The organism is Amycolatopsis thermalba, assembly GCF_023376025.1.
Lineage (GTDB): Bacteria > Actinomycetota > Actinomycetes > Mycobacteriales > Pseudonocardiaceae > Amycolatopsis_E > Amycolatopsis_E thermalba.
Genome location: NZ_CP091196.1, coordinates 5670382 through 5687527 on the forward strand (window position 1 = coordinate 5670382; position 17146 = coordinate 5687527).

General features: G+C 71.5%; 17 protein-coding genes. 3 read left to right on the top strand and 14 right to left on the bottom strand.

Annotation, left to right across the window (positions count from 1 at the left end):
- Positions 1–139 precede the first annotated feature (139 nt).
- The 14 genes from L1857_RS27490 to L1857_RS27555 form a co-directional block, all read right to left on the bottom strand.
- Positions 140–640, bottom strand: a complete 501-nt coding sequence (locus L1857_RS27490) for a nuclear transport factor 2 family protein (RefSeq protein ID WP_249466698.1) — start codon at positions 638–640, stop codon at positions 140–142.
- Complete coding sequence (locus L1857_RS27495; protein WP_116111366.1) at positions 637–1113, bottom strand: hypothetical protein; 477 nt, start codon at positions 1111–1113, stop codon at positions 637–639. The genes L1857_RS27490 and L1857_RS27495 overlap by 4 nt, the downstream gene beginning before the upstream one ends.
- On the bottom strand, positions 1110–2348 hold the full coding sequence (locus L1857_RS27500; protein ID WP_116111367.1) for an MCE family protein: 1239 nt from the start codon (positions 2346–2348) through the stop codon (positions 1110–1112). The genes L1857_RS27495 and L1857_RS27500 overlap by 4 nt, the downstream gene beginning before the upstream one ends.
- Positions 2345–3535 carry an MCE family protein gene (locus L1857_RS27505; protein WP_116111368.1) on the bottom strand — a complete coding sequence of 397 codons (1191 nt, stop codon included), beginning with the start codon at positions 3533–3535 and terminating at the stop codon, positions 2345–2347. Before L1857_RS27505 ends, L1857_RS27500 begins: the two co-directional genes overlap by 4 nt.
- Positions 3532–4719, bottom strand: a complete 1188-nt coding sequence (locus tag L1857_RS27510) for an MCE family protein (RefSeq protein ID WP_094007535.1) — start codon at positions 4717–4719, stop codon at positions 3532–3534. Before L1857_RS27510 ends, L1857_RS27505 begins: the two co-directional genes overlap by 4 nt.
- Positions 4716–5747 (bottom strand): MCE family protein, encoded by a 1032-nt coding sequence (locus tag L1857_RS27515; RefSeq protein WP_094007534.1) that lies wholly within the window; start codon positions 5745–5747, stop codon positions 4716–4718. Before L1857_RS27515 ends, L1857_RS27510 begins: the two co-directional genes overlap by 4 nt.
- Positions 5744–6787 carry an MCE family protein gene (locus tag L1857_RS27520; protein ID WP_094007533.1) on the bottom strand — a complete coding sequence of 348 codons (1044 nt, stop codon included), beginning with the start codon at positions 6785–6787 and terminating at the stop codon, positions 5744–5746. Before L1857_RS27520 ends, L1857_RS27515 begins: the two co-directional genes overlap by 4 nt.
- Entirely contained in the window at positions 6784–8106 is a 1323-nt protein-coding gene (locus tag L1857_RS27525; protein WP_116111370.1) for an MCE family protein, read from the bottom strand. The genes L1857_RS27520 and L1857_RS27525 overlap by 4 nt, the downstream gene beginning before the upstream one ends.
- Positions 8103–8966, bottom strand: a complete 864-nt coding sequence (locus tag L1857_RS27530) for an MlaE family ABC transporter permease (RefSeq protein WP_162831107.1) — start codon at positions 8964–8966, stop codon at positions 8103–8105. Before L1857_RS27530 ends, L1857_RS27525 begins: the two co-directional genes overlap by 4 nt.
- Positions 8966–9760 (bottom strand): MlaE family ABC transporter permease, encoded by a 795-nt coding sequence (locus L1857_RS27535; RefSeq protein WP_094007530.1) that lies wholly within the window; start codon positions 9758–9760, stop codon positions 8966–8968. Before L1857_RS27535 ends, L1857_RS27530 begins: the two co-directional genes overlap by 1 nt.
- Before the next feature lie 99 nt (positions 9761–9859).
- Positions 9860–10621, bottom strand: coding sequence for a glucose 1-dehydrogenase (locus L1857_RS27540; protein ID WP_116111373.1), 762 nt, complete (start codon positions 10619–10621; stop codon positions 9860–9862).
- Positions 10621–12135: an aldehyde dehydrogenase family protein gene (locus L1857_RS27545; RefSeq protein ID WP_116111374.1), complete on the bottom strand. Its 1515-nt coding sequence runs from the start codon at positions 12133–12135 to the stop codon at positions 10621–10623. Before L1857_RS27545 ends, L1857_RS27540 begins: the two co-directional genes overlap by 1 nt.
- Entirely contained in the window at positions 12132–13022 is an 891-nt protein-coding gene (locus tag L1857_RS27550; protein ID WP_249466700.1) for a 3-oxoacyl-ACP reductase, read from the bottom strand. Before L1857_RS27550 ends, L1857_RS27545 begins: the two co-directional genes overlap by 4 nt.
- A gap of 53 nt (positions 13023–13075) precedes the next feature.
- Positions 13076–13267 (bottom strand): ferredoxin, encoded by a 192-nt coding sequence (locus L1857_RS27555; protein ID WP_116111376.1) that lies wholly within the window; start codon positions 13265–13267, stop codon positions 13076–13078.
- Positions 13268–13372: 105 nt separating this feature from the next.
- Here L1857_RS27555 and L1857_RS27560 point away from each other — a divergent pair, with 105 nt between their 5' ends.
- The 3 genes from L1857_RS27560 to L1857_RS27570 are packed head-to-tail and all read left to right on the top strand — an operon-like array spanning position 13373 to position 17137.
- Positions 13373–14554, top strand: coding sequence for an acyl-CoA dehydrogenase family protein (locus tag L1857_RS27560; RefSeq protein WP_249466701.1), 1182 nt, complete (start codon positions 13373–13375; stop codon positions 14552–14554).
- Between the two features lie 10 nt (positions 14555–14564).
- The gene (locus tag L1857_RS27565; RefSeq protein WP_116111378.1) at positions 14565–15611 is read left to right on the top strand and encodes an acyl-CoA dehydrogenase family protein; all 1047 of its coding nucleotides are present in this window, start codon (positions 14565–14567) and stop codon (positions 15609–15611) included.
- Positions 15608–17137 (top strand): long-chain-fatty-acid--CoA ligase, encoded by a 1530-nt coding sequence (locus L1857_RS27570; RefSeq protein ID WP_249466704.1) that lies wholly within the window; start codon positions 15608–15610, stop codon positions 17135–17137. The genes L1857_RS27565 and L1857_RS27570 overlap by 4 nt, the downstream gene beginning before the upstream one ends.
- Positions 17138–17146 lie beyond the last annotated feature (9 nt).

Sequence of the window (17146 nt, forward strand, 5' to 3'; positions counted from 1 at the left end):
GCGGCACCGGCCGCGATGGCAAGCGCTCCGCCGCGCACGCCGTCCGCGAGCGCTGCCGAGCACCGCCGCGCGCACGGGCATCCCGATGGGATCCGCGCTCGCGCCGGCCGGGCACCATCCCGACGCACGCCGCCGGTGGTCACAGCGGTGTCAGCGCGGCGATCTTCCACGTACCGTCCACTTTGCGCGCCGTCACCGACAACGCTGCCGACGACGAGGTCTGCTGGCCCGTCGTGGTGTTGAGCGTCTGCTGCTCCAGGAACGCCAGCACCCGCGCCGTGCCGCCGCTCAGGTCCTGCACCCCCAGGGACGCCACCGTCGTCGTGCGGATCAGCTTCTGCGCGGCCGCCTGCTCCTGCGCCGCCGCGAAGGTGTCCCGGTACTGGGCCACCGCCTCGTCGACCAGGACCGTCGCCGCGGCGCGCTCGGTTCGCGCCAGGTTGCCGTAGTCGTAGGAAAACACCGCCTTCAGGGCCGCGCTGATCTGCTCCGCCGCCTCCGTCGTCGCCGGTGCGTCCGCGAGCGCGGCGTTCGGCGTGTGCCACCGGCCGGCCTGCACCGCGGCCCACCCGGCGAACCCGCCGGCCAGCACGATCACCGCCGTGAGCACCGACACCCACGTCGCCACGCGGGGAGTCACGACGACCCCTGCACGGACGTGATCTTCCACGTCCCGCCGGCCCGCGCCACGTCCGCCGTCAGATGGCTGCGGCCCGGCTTCGGCTCGTCGCCACCGGAGGCGATCGACACGTCCAGCACCGCGATCACCCGCGCCGCGTCACCCGTCAGCTCCGTCACGGCGATCTGCCGCAGCGACGCCGTCGCCACCAGTTTCGCCGCCGTGGCCCGGTCCACCTGCCCCTGCCGGTCCCCGCTCAGCGACGTGCCCAGCTGCCCGCTCGTCACCGCGATCCACCGGTCCAGCGCGGCGCCGGCCTCGCGGTAGTCGATCGTGTTCAACGCGACCAGCGCGTCGCCCGCGGCCGCGATCACCGCGTCCCGGTCCCGGGCACGCACCAGCCCGTCGTCGTGCGCCGCGCTCCACCAGCTCCACCCGAACCACGCCGCGGCCAGCACCGCGACCGCCGCCAGCGCGCCCAGCAACCGCGTCATCCCGGCAGCCCCAGCAGCTGCCCGAGCGAGCTCGCGGTCCCGCTGACCAGTCCCAGCACCCCCGGCAGCTGAGGCGACGAGGACTGCTCCGGCGCGGGCGCGGGGCCGGACGGCTTCGCCGGGTTGACCGGCTTGCCCGCGTACGGCGCGTTCTGCGCGCCCCGCACGCCCGTCGCGCTGCCCGGCGGTTCGGCGCAGTACGCCTGCCGGTTCGCCGGGACCTCGCGGGTGTCGTTCGCCGGACGCTGCTGCGTCGTCTCGTAGCCCTTGGTGCACGAGTGCGGGTCGAAGAAGTTCAGCACCAGCCCGAGGTGCCCCTCGCCGTTGGACCACACGGACCGGGTGAACGCCGAGATCACCGGGTAGGCCACCAGCAGCTCCTCGATCGCGTCCGTGCGCACCGAGGTGATCTGCGCGGTGGTGAGCAGGTTCGCGATCAGCACGCCGAGGTCGGTGCCGGAGGTCGCGAGGATCGTGTCCAGGTCCCGCGCGAGCCCGGGCGTGGTGTCGATGACCTTCCGCAGGTCCGGGTCGGCGCCCTTGAGCTGCTCGGCGATCGTGCGCAGCCCGGTCGCCATCGACGTGATGGTGTCGGCCTGCCGCTGCTGGGTGTCCAGCACGGTCCGGCCGTCCGCGAGCAGCCGCGTGGTCTGCGGCAGGTTCTCCGTCGCGGTGGTGGTGAACGAGTTCGCGGTGTCGAGCAGCTGTTGCAGGTCGTGGCCGCTGCCCGCGAACGCGTCGTAGGTCTCGTCCACGACCGTCTTCAGCGACTGCGTGTCCACACTGGACACGAGCCGGTCGAGGTTGGCCAGCACGGTGTCCGGCGACAGCGGGATGGCCGTGCGGTCGCTGGTGATCACCGACCCGTCCGCCAGGTAGGGCCCGTCCTCGTGCTTGGGCCGCAGGTCGACGTATTGCTCCCCGACCGCCGACCGGGTCGCCACGACGGCCTCGGTGTCGGCCGGGATCTTCTCGTCGGAGGTGATGTCCAGGTCGACCGCGACCCCCTCCTCGGTCAGGTGCAGCTTCGTCACGCGCCCGACCGCGACCCCGCGGTAGGTCACCTCGGCGCCTTCGAAGATCCCGCCCGACTCGGTCAGGTTCGCCGTCACCAGGTAACCGCTGGTGCCGAACAGCCGGCCCAGCCCGGCGTACTCGCCGCCGGCGTAACCGACCGACGCGAGCGCGATCAGCAGGAACGCGATCAGCTGGATCCGGTGCTTGCGCGTGATCACGGCGTTCCTCCGAGCAGGTTGCCGAGCAGGTCGGACAGCCCCGGCAGCAGGCCGGTCGCCGGCTGCGGCTGGGTCTGGGCCCCCGACGTGCCCAGCTGCGGCTGCGGGATCGGCAGCGGCGGCGCCGTGGCCTGCGTGCCGGTGACGTTGGTGCTCGGCAGCTGGATCGACGGGAACTTGCCGGAGTTGGCGATGTTCTGGAAGATCGCGTCCAGGTTGAGGTCCAGCCGCGCGGTGACGTTCGCGTAGTCGCCCTTGACCACGTCACCGGCCACGTCGGGCAGCGGGTAGGTCGGCAGGATCTTCAGCGCCTCCGGCAGGTCCGTGCCCGCTTCGGCCAGTTTGGACAGGGTGGGCGCGAGCGCCCGCAGGTCCGCCAGCAGCGACTCCCGGCTGGCGTTGATCGTGTCCACGGCCACCCCGGAGAGCCGGTCGAGCGACTGCAGCATCCCGACGAGCTGGTCCCGCTGCTGGGTCACCACGTCCATGCCGGGCGCGAGATCGTCCAGGGCGGTGGTCAGGTTCGCGGTCTGCGCGACCAGCGTGCCGGACAGCCGGTTGAGCCCGTCGATGGCCCGGATGATCTCCGACTTCTGCCCGTCCAGTTCGATCGCGATCCGGTCCACCCGCGCCAGCAGCGCCCGGATCTCCGCCTCGTTGCCGGTGAGCGCGTGGTTCAGCTCGCGGGTGATGTCGGCCAGCTGGTTGACGCCGCCGCCGTTGAGCAGCAGCGACAGCGCGCCCAGCACCTCCTCCACCTCGGGGTTGCGGTTGGTGCGGGTCAGCGGGATCACCGAGCCCTCACGCAACGTCCCGGCCGCCGGTTCCCCGGCCGGCTCGGCGAGCTGCACGAACTTCTCCCCCAGCAGGCTCGACTGGCGCAGCTGGGCGAAGGAGTTCTCCGGCATCTTCAGGTCGCCGTTGAGGCTCATGGTGACGATCGCCGACTTCGTGTCCGGCGCCAGCGTGATGGTGTCGACCCGGCCGATCGGCACGTCGTTGACCTTCACCGCGGCCTGCGGGACGAGGTCGAGCACGTCGGCGAACTGCGCGGTGATCCGGTACGGGTGGTCGCCGAGGTCCGCGCCGCCCGGCAGCGGCGTGTTGTACAGCCCGGAGAAGCCGGCCGTCCCGCAGCCGGCCACGAGCAGCAGCACCCCGCTCAGCACCCCGGTCAGCCGCCTCACGACCCGGCCTCCGGGATGTCGACCAGCGGCAGCAGGGGCAGCGGCGGCAGCTTGCCGCTGTTGATGTCGGCCAGCAGCTGCGGGATCGACGGCACCTTCGCGATGCCCTCGACCACCGGGGCGATCGCCTCGCACACGTCGCTGACCGTGGTCGGCAGCCCGACCGGCGTGGACGCCTTGATCAGCCGGCACAGCGTGGTGATCAGCGGGTTGGTGAACTCGTTGGCGTTGTAGCGGATCGCGATGCTGCCCGACGCCGCGTCGTAGGAGTTGATGAAGTTCGTCATGCCGGTCGGGCCGACGTCGAGCACCTCGGCCAGCGCCGCCCGCTGGTCCACCAGCACCTGCGTGATGCTCGCCAGCTTGTCCACATTGGACGTCAGCAGGTCCTTGTTCTCCGCCACGAAGCTCTGCACGTCGCCGAGCGAGGAGCCGAGGGCGGCCAGCGCGGCGCTGACGTCGTCGGAGTCCTCGGCGAGGAAGCCGGTGACGTTGCCCAGCCGCTGGTAGAACTCGTTGAGCTGCGCGTCGCTGCCGGCCAGCGCGGTGGTGAACGACTGCAGGTTCCGCACGGTGCCGAACAGGTCGTCCTTGGAGTTGTCCAGGGTGCGCGACAGGTTCGCCAGCTCGGTGACGGTGCTGTTGAGGTTCAGCCCGTTGCCGTCGAGGTTGGCCGCGGCGGTGTCCAGCAGATCGGACAGCGCCCCGTTGGCGTTGGCGCCGTTGGGGCCCAGGCTGGTGGAGAGCTCGTCCAGCGTGCCGTAGAGGTCGTCCAGCTCCATCGGCGTCGCGGTGCGCTCCCGCGGGATCACGGCGCCGGACGCCATCACCGGGCCGCTGTCGTAGGCCGGGGTGAGCTGCACGTACCGGTCGCTGACCAGGCTGGGCGCGACCACCACGGCACCCGCGTCGGCGGGGATCTGCACGTCGTCGTCGACCCGCATGTCCACGCGCACCACGGCACCTTCCGGGGTGACCCCGGTGATCTCGCCGACCTGCACGCCGAGCACCCGCACCGACGATCCGGCGTAGAGGCCGACGGTCTTGTCGAACAGCGCGGAGATCCGCGTGCCGCCGGTGTCCCGGAACACCAGGAACAGCCCGGCGGTCACGAGCAGCGCGACCACGCACCCGGTCGCGACCCAGCGGTAGACGCCGCGCGAGGCACGGCTGTCGAGCGTCATCCGCCCCCCAATCCCTGGTCCGGCGCGGAGATCGGCGGCGTGCAGCCCTCCGGGTTGATGGACAGCCCACCCGCCTTGATCACCGGCGGCAGCAGCCCGCAGATGTAGCCCTCGAACCAGCGCCCGTTCCCGGTCGCGTTCGCGCCGACGCGGGTGAACGGCGCGAGCAGCTCGAGGCTGCGGTTCAGGTTGTCCTGGTTGTTCTGCAGGATCGTGGTGACCTCGCCGAGCCGTTCCAGCGTCGGCCGCAGCTGCGCGCGGTTGTCGGCGACCAGGCCGGACAGCTGGGCGGCGAGCTGCTGGGTGCCGGTGAGCAGCGCCTTGATCGCGTCCCGGCGCCGCTGCAGCTCGCCGAGCAGCAGGTTGCCGTCGTCGATGATCGCGGTGAGCTGGGCGTTGCGGTCGGCGAGCGTGCGCGACACCTGGCTGGTGTTCGCCAGCAGGTTCGCCAGCTCCTGGTCGCGGGAGGACACCGTGCGCGACAACGCGGACAGGCCGGACAGCGTGTCCCGCAACGGTTGCGGCGTGTCCTTGAGCGCGTCGGCGACCACGTCGAAGCTCTGCGCCAGCTGGCCGGTGTCGATCTGATCGACCGTGGTGGACAGCTGCTGGAAGGCGTCCTGCAGCTGGAACGGCGTGGTGGTCCGCTCGACCGGGATCGGCTCGTCCGGGTCCAGCGCGCCCTCGCCCCTGGGTTTCAGCGCCAGGTACTTCTCCCCCAGCAACGTCTTGATCTCGATCGAGGCGGTCGAGTCACGGCCGACGCGGGTGTTCTCCACCTTGAACCTGACCAGCACCGTCTTGCCGGCCAGCGACACGTCGGTGACCTGGCCGACCTTCACGCCGGCCACCTGCACCTCGTTGTCCGGCGCGAGACCGGCGGACTCGGCGAAGTAGGCCTGGTAGGTGGTCCCGGTGCCGAGCAGCGGCAGCTCGTCGGAGAAGTAGGACACCAGCGTCACCAGCACGACGAGCACGAGCGTCACCGCCCCGACGGCGGCCTGGTTGCGGTCCTTGAGCGGCTTCATGACGTCTTGCACCTCTCCGGAAGCTCGGTCGCCGGAAGGGGGAGCAGCGGCAGCGTGATGTTCAGCGAGGTCACGCCGATCGTCCCGGTCAGGCCGCAGAGGTAGTAGTTGTACCAGCCGCCGTAGCTCAGGGTCCGGGTGAACTTCTCCAGGTTGCCGGGCAGTTTCGTCAGCAGCTCGTCGATCAGCTGCCCGGAGTCGGCCAGGGTGCCGGACAGCGTGCCGAGCGCGGCGATGTCCTGCTGCACCGGCGGGCGGGCGTCGGCGAGCAGTCCGGCGGTGGCGTCGGTGAGGTCGCCCAGCGCGGACACCGCGTCCCCGATCGGGCCGCGCTGGGCGGCCAGGCCGGACACCAGCTGCTGGGTCTGGTCGATCAGGTTCGACAGCTGCGGGCCGCGGTCGTTCACCGTGGTCAGGACGGTGTTGAGGTTGCCGATCACCTGGCCGATCACCTGGTCGCGGTCGGCGATGGCCTGGGTGAGCGACGCGGTGTGCGACAGCAGGCTCTCGATCGTGCCGCCCTCGCCCTGGAACACCTGGATGATCTCGTAGGAGAGCTGGTTGACCTGCTGCGGGTCGAGCGCGGCGAACAGCGGCTTGAACCCGTTGAACAGCACGGTGAGGTTGAGCGCGGGCTGGGTGCGCTCCGGCGGGATCATGCCGCCCGCCGCGAGCCGGTCGTCGCCGGGGACGTTGGTGCCCAGCGACAGGTACCGCTGCCCGACCAGGTTGCGGTACTTGACGGTCGCGGTGACCGAGCCGGGCAAGCGGTAGGCCGACTGGACGGTGAAGTGCACGTCGGCGTAGCTGGCGTCGCCGTCCTGCTCGACGGTGATGCTGTCCACCTGCCCGACCTTCACGCCGACGATCCGCACGTCGTCGCCCTCGTGCAGCCCGGAGGCGTCGGTGAAGCGCGCGGTGTAGGTGGAGGTGACCCCGAAGTCGGTGTTGGCGATGGTCGCGCCGAGGATCCCGGTCAGCAGCACCGTGACGGCCGCGAAGATCGCGATCTTGATCAGCGACGGCAGGAACCGGTTCACTGGACCTCCACCTCCGCCCCGCGGTAGAGCGGCCCGGCGAGCAGGGTCGCCCACCCGGGCACGTCCTGCGGCGCGGCCGGGGACAGCAGCGCCGCGACCAGGTCCTGCTCGGCCGGCGAGTTCGCCACCGAACCCGTGGTGGAGGACCCGCCCGCGATGATCCCGTTGCTGGGCAGCGGCACGCTCGCGCCCGGGCCGGCCGGCGGGTGGGTCGAGCCGTCCTGGATGGGCCCGCCCGGCGGGTACTGCGGCCAGCGGCCCGGCGGCGGCACCATCGGGTAGCAGCGCGGGCCACGCTTGTCGAGGTACTCCGGTTCGTCCTTGCCCGGCTCGTACTTGGTGCGGTCGGCGATGAACCGGATCGTCACGTGGTTCATCTTGTCGGTGCCGGCGCCGAAGGCCTGGTACGCGCGCGGCACGGCCTCGGCCAGCTGCTGCAGCAGGCACGGGTACTCCGGCGCGTACTTCGCCAGGACCTCCAATGTGGACTGCGAAGTGACCGTGAGGTTGATCAGGTTGGCCCGGTTGACGCGCAGGAAGCTGTCCAGGTTGTCGCTCGCGCCGGTCACCGACGCCCACACCTGGGCGAGGGTCTGCTGCTTGTCCACCAGGGTCTTCGTGGTGGTGGTCAGATCGGCCAGCGCCTGCAGGAAGTCCGGCGCGGCCCGGTCGTAGGTGTCCGCGACGTCCGCCAGCCCGGTGATGTCGGCCTTGATGTCGGGCAGCGACGGGTTCAGCCCGGCCAGGTACTCGGACAGGTTGACCAGCGTGGCGCCGAGCTGCTCGCCGCGGCCGTCGAGCGCGGTGGACACCGCGCTGAGCGTGCTGGCGAGCTTCTGCGGCTGGACGGCCTGCAGCAGCGGCATGACGTTGTTGAGCACCTGCTCCAGCTCGATCGCGGAGCTGCTGCGGTCCTGCGGGATGACGTCACCGGCGGCGATGTGCTGCGCCGCCGGATCGGGCGGGATCTGCAGCGCCACGTAGCGTTCGCCGAACAGGGTCTTGGGCAGCAGCCGCGCCGACACGTTGGCCGGGATCAGGGGCAGCTGGTCCGGGTCCAGGGCCAGGTCGAGCACGGCGTGGTCGCCGAGCGCGTCGATCGAGCGCACCTCGCCGACCACGACGCCGCGGATCTTGACGTCGGAGCCCTTGCGCAGCTGGTTGCCGACGTGGTCGGTCTCCAGCCGCACCATCGCGACCGGGGTGAACTCCTTGTTGTAGGCGGCCACCGTGGTGGCGAAGAACAGCCCGCACACGACGAGGAACACCAGGCCGAGCACCTGGTACCAGAGTCGCCGCAGCAGCACCGCCCGTCTCATCCCGCGATCCTCACCGTCGTGGTCGCGCCCCAGATCGCCAGGCTGAGGAAGAAGTCCAGCACCGAGATCAGCACGATCGAGGTCCGCACCGCGCGGCCCACCGCGACCCCGACGCCGGCCGGGCCGCCGCTGGCGGTGTAGCCGTAGTAGCAGTGCGACAGGATCACCAGCACGCTGAACACGATCACCTTGCCGAACGACCACAGCACGTCCTCGGGCGGCAGGAACAGCCCGAAGTAGTGGTCGTAGGTGCCCGCGGACTGGCCGTAGAGCCACACCGTGACCTGCCGGGACGCCAGGTAGGACGACAGCAGGCCGACCGCGTAGAGCGGGATCACCGCACCGAGCCCGGCGAGCACGCGCGTGGTGACCAGGTACGGCAGGCTGGGCACCGCCATCACCTCGAGCGCGTCGATCTCCTCGGAGATCCGCATCGCGCCGAGCTGCGCGGTGAACCCGCAGCCGACGGTCGCCGACAACGCGAGCCCGGCGGCCAGCGGCGCCACCTCACGCGTGTTGAAGTAGGCCGAGATGAACCCGGTGAGCGCGGCCGTGCCGAGCTGGCTGAGCGCGGCGTAGCCCTGCAGGCCGACGATGAGACCGGTGAACAGGGTCATGCCGATCATCACGCCGAGTGTCCCGCCGATCACGGCCAGACCGCCGGTGCCGAAACAGACCTCGGTCAGCAGCCGCAATGTTTCCTTGCGGTAGCGGCGAAGCGTGCGCGGCGCCCAGGCGAGCGCGCGGACGTAGAAGGAGAGCTGGCCGCCCAGTCCCTCCAGGACCGCGCCCGGGCGCGCGATCATCTCGAGTGTCCGGTCGGACACCCCCGGCTGTCTCTCCAGGGTTTCGGCGGTCATCACAGCGCTTTCGGCGGAACGATCCGCAGGTAGATGGCGGTCAGCACGACGTTGATGAGGAACAGCAGCAGGAACGTGATGACCACGGCCTGGTTCACCGCGTCGCCGACGCCCTTCGGGCCGCCGGCCGGGTTGAGCCCGCGGTAGGCGGCCACCACCCCGGCGACGAACCCGTACAGCACCGCCTTGATCTCGCTGACGTAGAGGTCGGGCAGCTGTGCCAGCGCGTTGAAGCTGGCCAGGTACGCGCCCGGGGTGCCGCCCTGCATGACGACGTTGAAGAAGTAGCCGCCGAGCACCCCGACCACGCTGACCAGGCCGTTGAGCAGCACGGACACGACCATCGCGGCGAGCACGCGCGGCACGATGAGGCGCTGGATCGGGTTGACCCCGAGCACCTCCATCGCGTCGATCTCCTCGCGGATCTTGCGCGCCCCGATGTCCGCGCAGACGGCACTGCCGCCGGCGCCGGCGACGAGCAGGGCGGTGATCAGCGGGGCGGCCTGCTGCACGATCGCCAGCGCGCTGGCCGCGCCGGTGAACGACTGCGCGCCGATCTGCTGCGTCAGCGAGCCCAGCTGCAGCGCGATCACCGCGCCGAACGGGATGGCGACGAGCGCGGTCGGCAGGATCGTCACGCTCGCGAAGAACCAGCACTGCAGGATCCACTCGCGGAACTGGAAGGGCCTGCGCGGGATCGCCCGCAGCACCTCCCAGGCCAGTGTGGACAGGCGGCCGACCTGGGTGAGCGCGGCGGTGCCCGGTATCGTGAGCGTTCCCGTGCGTGACCCCATCACACCTCCGCGACCCCAGCCTCGTTGCTCTGAGTCTTACTCCCTGGCGGGAAACCGCTTTGCGTTAGCGGTGTTTACTTCGTATTCCCGTGAAGTCGATCACCCCTGGATGTTCAGTGCGTGGGTGGCGGTGGCCCCGCCGTCGGCGACGAACTCGGCGCCGGTGCAGTAGGAACTCTCGTCGGACGCCAGGAACACCGCGAGCTGCGCGATCTCGTCCGGCTCGCCGACCCGGCCCAGCGCGACCTTCTTGCCGACCCAGGACGTGTCGATCTCGGCCCCGCCCGCGGCGTCGGACACCATCTTGGTGTCGATCATGCCGGGATGGACCGAATTGACCCGGATCCCCTTGCGCCCCAGCTCCAGCGCGGCCACCTTCGTCATCCCCCGGATCGCGAACTTGCTCGCGGTGTAGGCGACGAGGAACGGCATGCCGGCCAGACCCTCCACAGAGGACACGTTGATGATCGAGCCGCCACCGGCCCGCGTCATCGGTTCAACGACCGAGCGCATCCCGAGAAACGCCCCGATCTGGTTGATCCCGATGACGCGTTCGTAATCGGCCAGTGATGTGTGCGCCAGCTCCGAGAAGTGCAGGATTCCCGCGTTGTTCACCAGCACGGTGAGCCCGCCGAACTCGTCCCCGGCCCGCTGGACCGCGGCGGCCCAGTCGTCCTCGCGTGAGACGTCCAGGTGCTGGTAGACCGCGCCGATCTCCTCGGCGAGCGCCTTGCCGTCGTCGTCGGCGACGTCGGCGACCATCACCTTCGCGCCCTCCTGCGTGAAGCGCCGCGCCGCGGCCGCGCCCTGTCCGCGGGCCGCGCCGGTGATCAGCGCGGCCTTCCCGTCGAGGCGTCCCATCACATCATCTCGTCGGTCAGCGGCAGGTACACCGACTTCAGCTCGGTGTAGGCCTCGATCGAGGACTTGCCGCCCTCCCGGCCCAGCCCGGACTGCTTGAAGCCGCCGAAGGGCAGGTGCGGCTCGATCTGGAAGCCGTTGATGCCGATCGTGCCGGCCCGCAGCTTGCGGGAGACCCGGAACGCGCGCTGGACGTCGGCGGTGAACAGGCCCGCACCCAGGCCGTACTCGGTGTCGTTGGCCAGCCGCACGGCCTCGTCCTCCTCGGTGAACGGGACGACCGCGAGCACCGGGCCGAAGATCTCCTCCTGCGCGATGGTGGCGTGGTTGTCCACGTCGGCGAAGATGGTCGGGGCGACGAAGTTGCCACCCGCCAAGTCGCCGCCGAGCCGTTCACCGCCGGTGACCAGGCGGGCGCCCTCGGCCTTGCCCTTCTCGATGTAGCCGAGCACGCGTTCCAGCTGCCTGGGGTTGATCAGCGGGCTGGCCATCACGCCCGGGTCGAACGGGTCGCCGTAGGTCATCGCCTGCGCCATGCCCTGGGCCGCGCCGAGGAACTCGTCGTAGACGTCGCGGTGCACCAGGGCGCGGGTGTTGGCGACGCACGCCTGACCGGACAGCCCCATGGTGACGGCGCCGACGACCGTGGCGGCGGCCAGCGCGACGTTGGGCGCGTCGGCGAACACCAGCGCCGGGCTCTTGCCGCCGAGTTCGAGCGAGACCCGCTTGAGCGTGCCCGCGGAGGCCTCGACGATGTGCTTGCCCACCGCGCGGCTGCCGGTGAAGCTGACCTTGTCCACGGCGGGGTGGGTGATCAGCGCTTCACCGACCGGGTCGCCGGGGCCGGTGACGACGTTGAGCGTGCCGGCCGGCAGCCCGGCCTCCACGAGCAGCTCCACCATGCGCAGCACGGTGAACGTGCAGTACTCCGAAGGTTTGAGCACGATGGTGCACCCGGCCGCGAGCGCCGGGGCGACCTTCTGCGCGAACAGCAGGAACGGCGCGTTCCACGGCAGGATCGCCGCGACCACGCCGATCGGCTCGCGGAAGGTCATCGCCAGGTGGTCGCCGCCCTGGTACGGGGTCAGGGTCTCGCCGCCGAGCTTGTCGACCCAGCCGGCGTGGTGGTCGAACACGTCCGCCGCGGCGCCGACCGAGGTCGCGTAGATCGTGCTGCTGAACGACAGCGGCACCGAGTTGTCCAGTGCCTGCAACGCGCGCAGCTCCTCGGCGTGCTCGCGCAGCAGGTCGGCGTACCGGTGCAGCACCGCGACCCGGGTGCTCGCGCGGGAATGGGACCAGGCGCCGGACTCGAAAGCCACGCGCGCCGAGGCGACCGCGGCGTCGACGTCGGCCTCGGTGGCGATGGCGAACTCGCCGATCTCCTCGCCGGTGGCCGGGTGCCGGTGGGTCCAGGACTCGCTGCCGGTGCCCGGGCCCCACTGGCCGTCGAGGTAGAGCTGACCGGTCTTGAGGCCGACGGATTCGCGGTGCGGCTGCACGGTGAGTGTCATGGGAGCTCCAGGATCTCGGTGGCGGCGAACATGGTCTCGGGGTCACGGCCGGCGAAGTGCGCGCCCACGGTGGTGTCCAGCTCCTCGGCCGTCCACAGCGGACCGGTGGTGTCGAACCGCTGCTCGACGGCGGGCGGTTTGAGCAACGCGACCATGCCGCCGTGCACCACGAACACCTGGCCGTTGATGCGCTCCGCCTTCGCCGACGCGAGGAACGCGACGAACGGGGCGACGTGGTCCACCGACAGCGGGTCGGTGCCGCCGTCCGGCGCGTCGCCGAAGACGTCCGCGGTCATCGCGGTGCGCGCGCGGGGGCAGATGGCGTTGGCCCGCACGCCGTACCGCGCGGCGCCCCGGGCGGTGGCGACGGTGAGGCCCACGATCCCCGCCTTGGCCGCCGCGTAGTTGGGCTGACCGGCGGATCCGACGAGGAACGCCTCGGAGGCGGTGTTGACGATCCGCGCGAACACCGGTCGCCCGGTCTCCTTGGACTGCTTGCGCCAGTGCGCGGTGGCGTTGCGGGACAACAGGAAGTGGCCCCGCAGGTGCACCCGGATCACGGTGTCCCACTCGTCGTCGGACATCGAGAAGAGCATCCGGTCGCGCAGCACCCCGGCGTTGTTGACGACGACGTGCAGCCCGCCGAAGTGGCCGAGCGCGGCTTCGACGAGGGCGTCGGCGGTGGCGCGCTCGCCCACGTCCCCGGTGACGAGCAGCGCCCGGCCGCCCTCGGCCTCGATCTCGTCGACGACGGTCTTGGCGGTTTCGGCGACGTCGTTGACGACCACCGCGGCACCCGAACGGGCCAGCGCGAGCGCCTCCGCCCGGCCCAGTCCCGCCCCGGCGCCGGTCACGATCGCCACCCGCGGTTCCCTCGCACCATCCACGACGGCCAGACTAGAATCTGTTCTCGTTCCGGACAAGCCCCAGTTTCTGCCGTTTACCCGACCGTGAAGAGCGCATTCTTCGGGCAGGCCGCGATCGCCTGCGAAACACGTTCTACTTCAGATTCCGGCACCGACGAGTGGATGATGCGCAACTCCTCGTCCTCGTCCAGCTCGAACACGGCGGGCGCGAACCCGATGCACACCTCGTTCGCCTCGCACAGCGACCGGTCGACGGCGACCTCCATGGCTTTCCTCCTCGGCGGCGGAACTGATAGAAATAGAACGTGTTCTAGACTAGCGCCATGGACCGGTCTGCTTCCAGCAACGACCGGGCGGGCCGGAGGTGACGCATGCGGATCGGCTACACGCCCGACCAGGAGGAACTGCGCGGCGAACTGCGCGACTACTTCGCCCGGCTGATGACCCCGGAGCGGCGGGAGGCGCTGGCCGGGGACGGCGGCGAGTACGGGGATGGCAAGGCCTACAAGGAAATCGTGCGTGAGCTGGGCCGGGACGGGTGGCTCGCGATCGGGTGGCCGGAGGAGTACGGCGGGCAGGCCCGGCCGATGCTCGACCAGCTGATCTTCACCGACGAGGCGGCCGTGGCCGGGGTGCCGGTGCCGTTCCTGACGGTCAACACGATCGGCCCCACGATCATGCGGTTCGGCACGTCCGAGCAGAAGGCGTTCTACCTGCCCCGCATCGCCGCCGGGGAGCTGCACTTCTCGATCGGTTACTCCGAGCCGGAGGCCGGGACCGACCTGGCGTCGCTGCGCACCCGCGCGGTCCGCGACGGCGACTCCTACGTGATCACCGGCCAGAAGATGTGGACGAGCCTGATCGAGTACGCCGACTACGTGTGGCTGGCCGCGCGCACCGATCCGGACGCGAAGCGGCACAAGGGGCTGAGCATCCTGGTGGTGCCCACCGACGCGCCCGGGTTCTCCTGGACCAAGGTGCGCACCGTCGCCGGGCCCGGCACGAGCGCGACCTTCTACGACGGCGTGCGGGTGCCGGTGTCCGCCCGGATCGCCGACGAGAACGCCGGCTGGCCGCTCATCACGAACCAGCTCAACCACGAGCGGGTCGCGCTGACCTCGGCCGCGCCGGTCATCGCGGCACTGGACGAGGTGCGGAGGTGGGCGCGGGAGACCAAGCAGCCGGACGGCAGCCGGGTCATCGACGCCGGGTGGGTCCGCACGCACCTGGCCCGCGTGCACGCCCACGCCGAGTACCTGAAGCTGCGCAACTGGCGGATCGCGTGGGCGGCCGGGTCGGGCGAGCTGGGCGCGGCGGAGGCGTCGGCGACGAAGGTGTTCGGCACGGAGCTGGCGATCGAGGCGTACCGGCTGCTGATGGAGGTCGTCGGGCCGGGCGCGGTGGTGCGTGCCGGCTCCCCCGGCGCCGTGCTGCGCGGACGGCTGGAACGCGCGCACCGCTCGGCGCTGATCCTGACCTTCGGCGGCGGCACGAACGAGATCCAGCGCGACCTGATCGCCGCGACCGCCCTGGCCCTGCCCGTGACCCGCTGAGGAGGAACCCGTGGACTTCGCGCTGAGTGAGGACGTCACCGAGCTGGCCGCGCTCGTCCGGCGGATCCTGGGCGAGCGGGCGACGCCGAGCGCCCACGGCTCGGGTGGGTTCGACCGGGCGGCCTGGGCGGAGCTGGCGCGGGCGGGGGTGATCGACGCGGCGCTCCCGGCCGCGGTCGGCGGCGGTGGCCTGGGTCTGCTCGGGCAGTGCGCGGTGCTGACCGAGATCGGCCGGGCGGTCGTCGAGGTGCCGTACCTGCCGACCGTGGTGGCGGCGTCCGCGATCGCCGAGGCCGGCGACGGGCGGCTGATCGAGCGGTGGGTGGTGCCGGCGGTGCGCGGCCGGGCGGTGCTGGCCCTGGCCCTGCCGGACGCGGGTGCGCCGTGCGGGTTCACGGCGGACGGCGACGGCGGCGGCTGGCGGGTCTCCGGGGCGCAGACGGCGGTGCCGTTCGCCGCGTTCGCCGACGCGCTGGTCGTGTCCGCGCACACGCCGGAGGGCACCGCGGTGTTCGTGGTGGACGCGGACGGGGTGCAGCCGCAGAGCGTGGTCGACCACGCGGACGCCGGCCTGGTCGAACTGGCCGGGGCCCCGGCTACGCGCCTGGCTCTTCCCGAGGCGTGGGTGCGCGAGCGGGCGACGGTCGGGTTGTGCGCGCAGCAGCTCGGGGTGCTGGAGAGCGCGTTGCACCGCACGGCCGAGTACGCGCGCTCGCGGGAGCAGTTCGGGCACGCGATCGGGGCGTTCCAGGCGGTGCGGCAGCGGCTCGCGGACGGCTACATCGACGTGGAGGCCGTGCGGCTGACGCTGTGGCAGGCCGCGTGGCGCCTGTCCGAGGGGCTGCCGGCGGGCGAGGAGGTCGCGACCGCGAAGTACTGGGCCGCCGAGGCCGGGCACCGGGTCGCGCACACCGCGGTCCACGTGCACGGCGGCGTCGGCATCGACACCGAAGGCGACCTGCACCGGTACTTCGTCGCGGCCAAGCGGCTGGAGTTCACCCTCGGCGGGGCCACGGCGCAGCTGCGGGTGCTGGGCGACCTGCTCGCGGCGTCATGACGGTCACCGATCTGCTGCTGGCCCGCGCCGAGGACGACGGCCCGGGGTTGCGGTTCGAGGACGCGTCGTGGACGTGGCGGGAGCACGTGCAGCAGTGCGCGGATCACGCGGCGGCGTTGCGGTCGCTGCTCACCGGGCCGGTGAAGCACGTGGGTGTGCTGGCGGACAACGTGCCGTCGTTTTCGTTCCTGCTCGGCGGGTGCGCGTTCGCGGGTGCGGTGCTGGTGGGGCTGAACCCGACGCGCCGGGGTGCGGCGCTGGAGCGGGACATCCGGCTCGCGGACTGCCAGCTGGTGCTCACCGAGGGGCGGCACGCGTCGCTGCTGTCCGGCATCGACGTCCCGGTGCTGGACCTGGACGGGCCGGAGTGGGCTTCGTTGCTGGCCTCGTGCGCGGGGTCTCCGCTGTCCCCGGTGGCCGCGACGCCCGCGGATCTGCTGATGCTCATCTTCACCTCCGGCACCAGCGGCGATCCGAAGGCGGTGCGGTGCACGCACGAGAAGATCGCGTTCCCCGGGCAGATGCTCGCCACCCGGTTCGGGTTGTCCACATCGGACTGCGTCTACCTGTCGATGCCGATGTTCCACTCGAACGCGATCATGGCCGGCTGGTCGGTGGGGCTGGCCGCCGGGGCGACGCTGGCGATGCGGCGGCGGTTCTCGGCGTCCGGGTTCCTGCCGGACGTGCGGCGGTTCGGCGCCACCTACGCGAACTACGTCGGCAAGCCGCTGTCGTACGTGCTCGCGACGCCGGAGTTGCCGGACGACGCCGACAACCCGCTGCGGATCGTGTACGGCAACGAGGGCGCGGAAGCGGATCTGGCCGAGTTCGGGCGGCGGTTCGGCTGTCACGTGGTGGACGCGTTCGGCTCGACCGAGGGCGGGATCGGCTTCGCCCGGACGCCGGACACGCCGCCGGGTTCGCTGGGCCGGCTGCCCGAGGGCGTGTCTGTGCTGGACCCGGAAACCGGCTCGGTGTGCCCGCCCGGCGTGGTCGGGGAACTGGTGAACACCGCCGGCGCGGGTGCGTTCGCGGGCTACTACAAGAACCCGGAGGCGGACGCCGAGCGCCTGCGCGACGGGCGGTACCACACGGGCGACCTGGCGTACGTGGACGAGAACGGGTTCTGCTTCTTCGCCGGCCGGCTGGGCGACTGGCTGCGGGTCGACGGGGAGAACCTGGGCACCGCGCCGATCGAGCGGATCCTGTTGCGCCACCCGGCGATCGCGGAGGCGGCGGTGTACGCCGTGCCGGACCCCGCGGTCGGTGACCAGGTGATGGCCGCGCTCGTGTTGTCGGGGCCGCTGACGCCCGGCGAGTTCGGCTCGTTCCTGGCGGCGCAACCGGACCTCGGCCCGAAGCAGCTGCCCCGGTTCGTGCGCCTCGTCTCGGAACTCCCCCGGACGTCGACGTACAAGGTGGTGAAACGGCGGCTGGCCGCGGAGGGGACGGGCTGCTCGGACCCGGTCTGGTCACGTACCGGCAAGGATTGCGTGTACGCCCCCCGGCCGACGGTGCGGCCGTAGAGTGGCGGT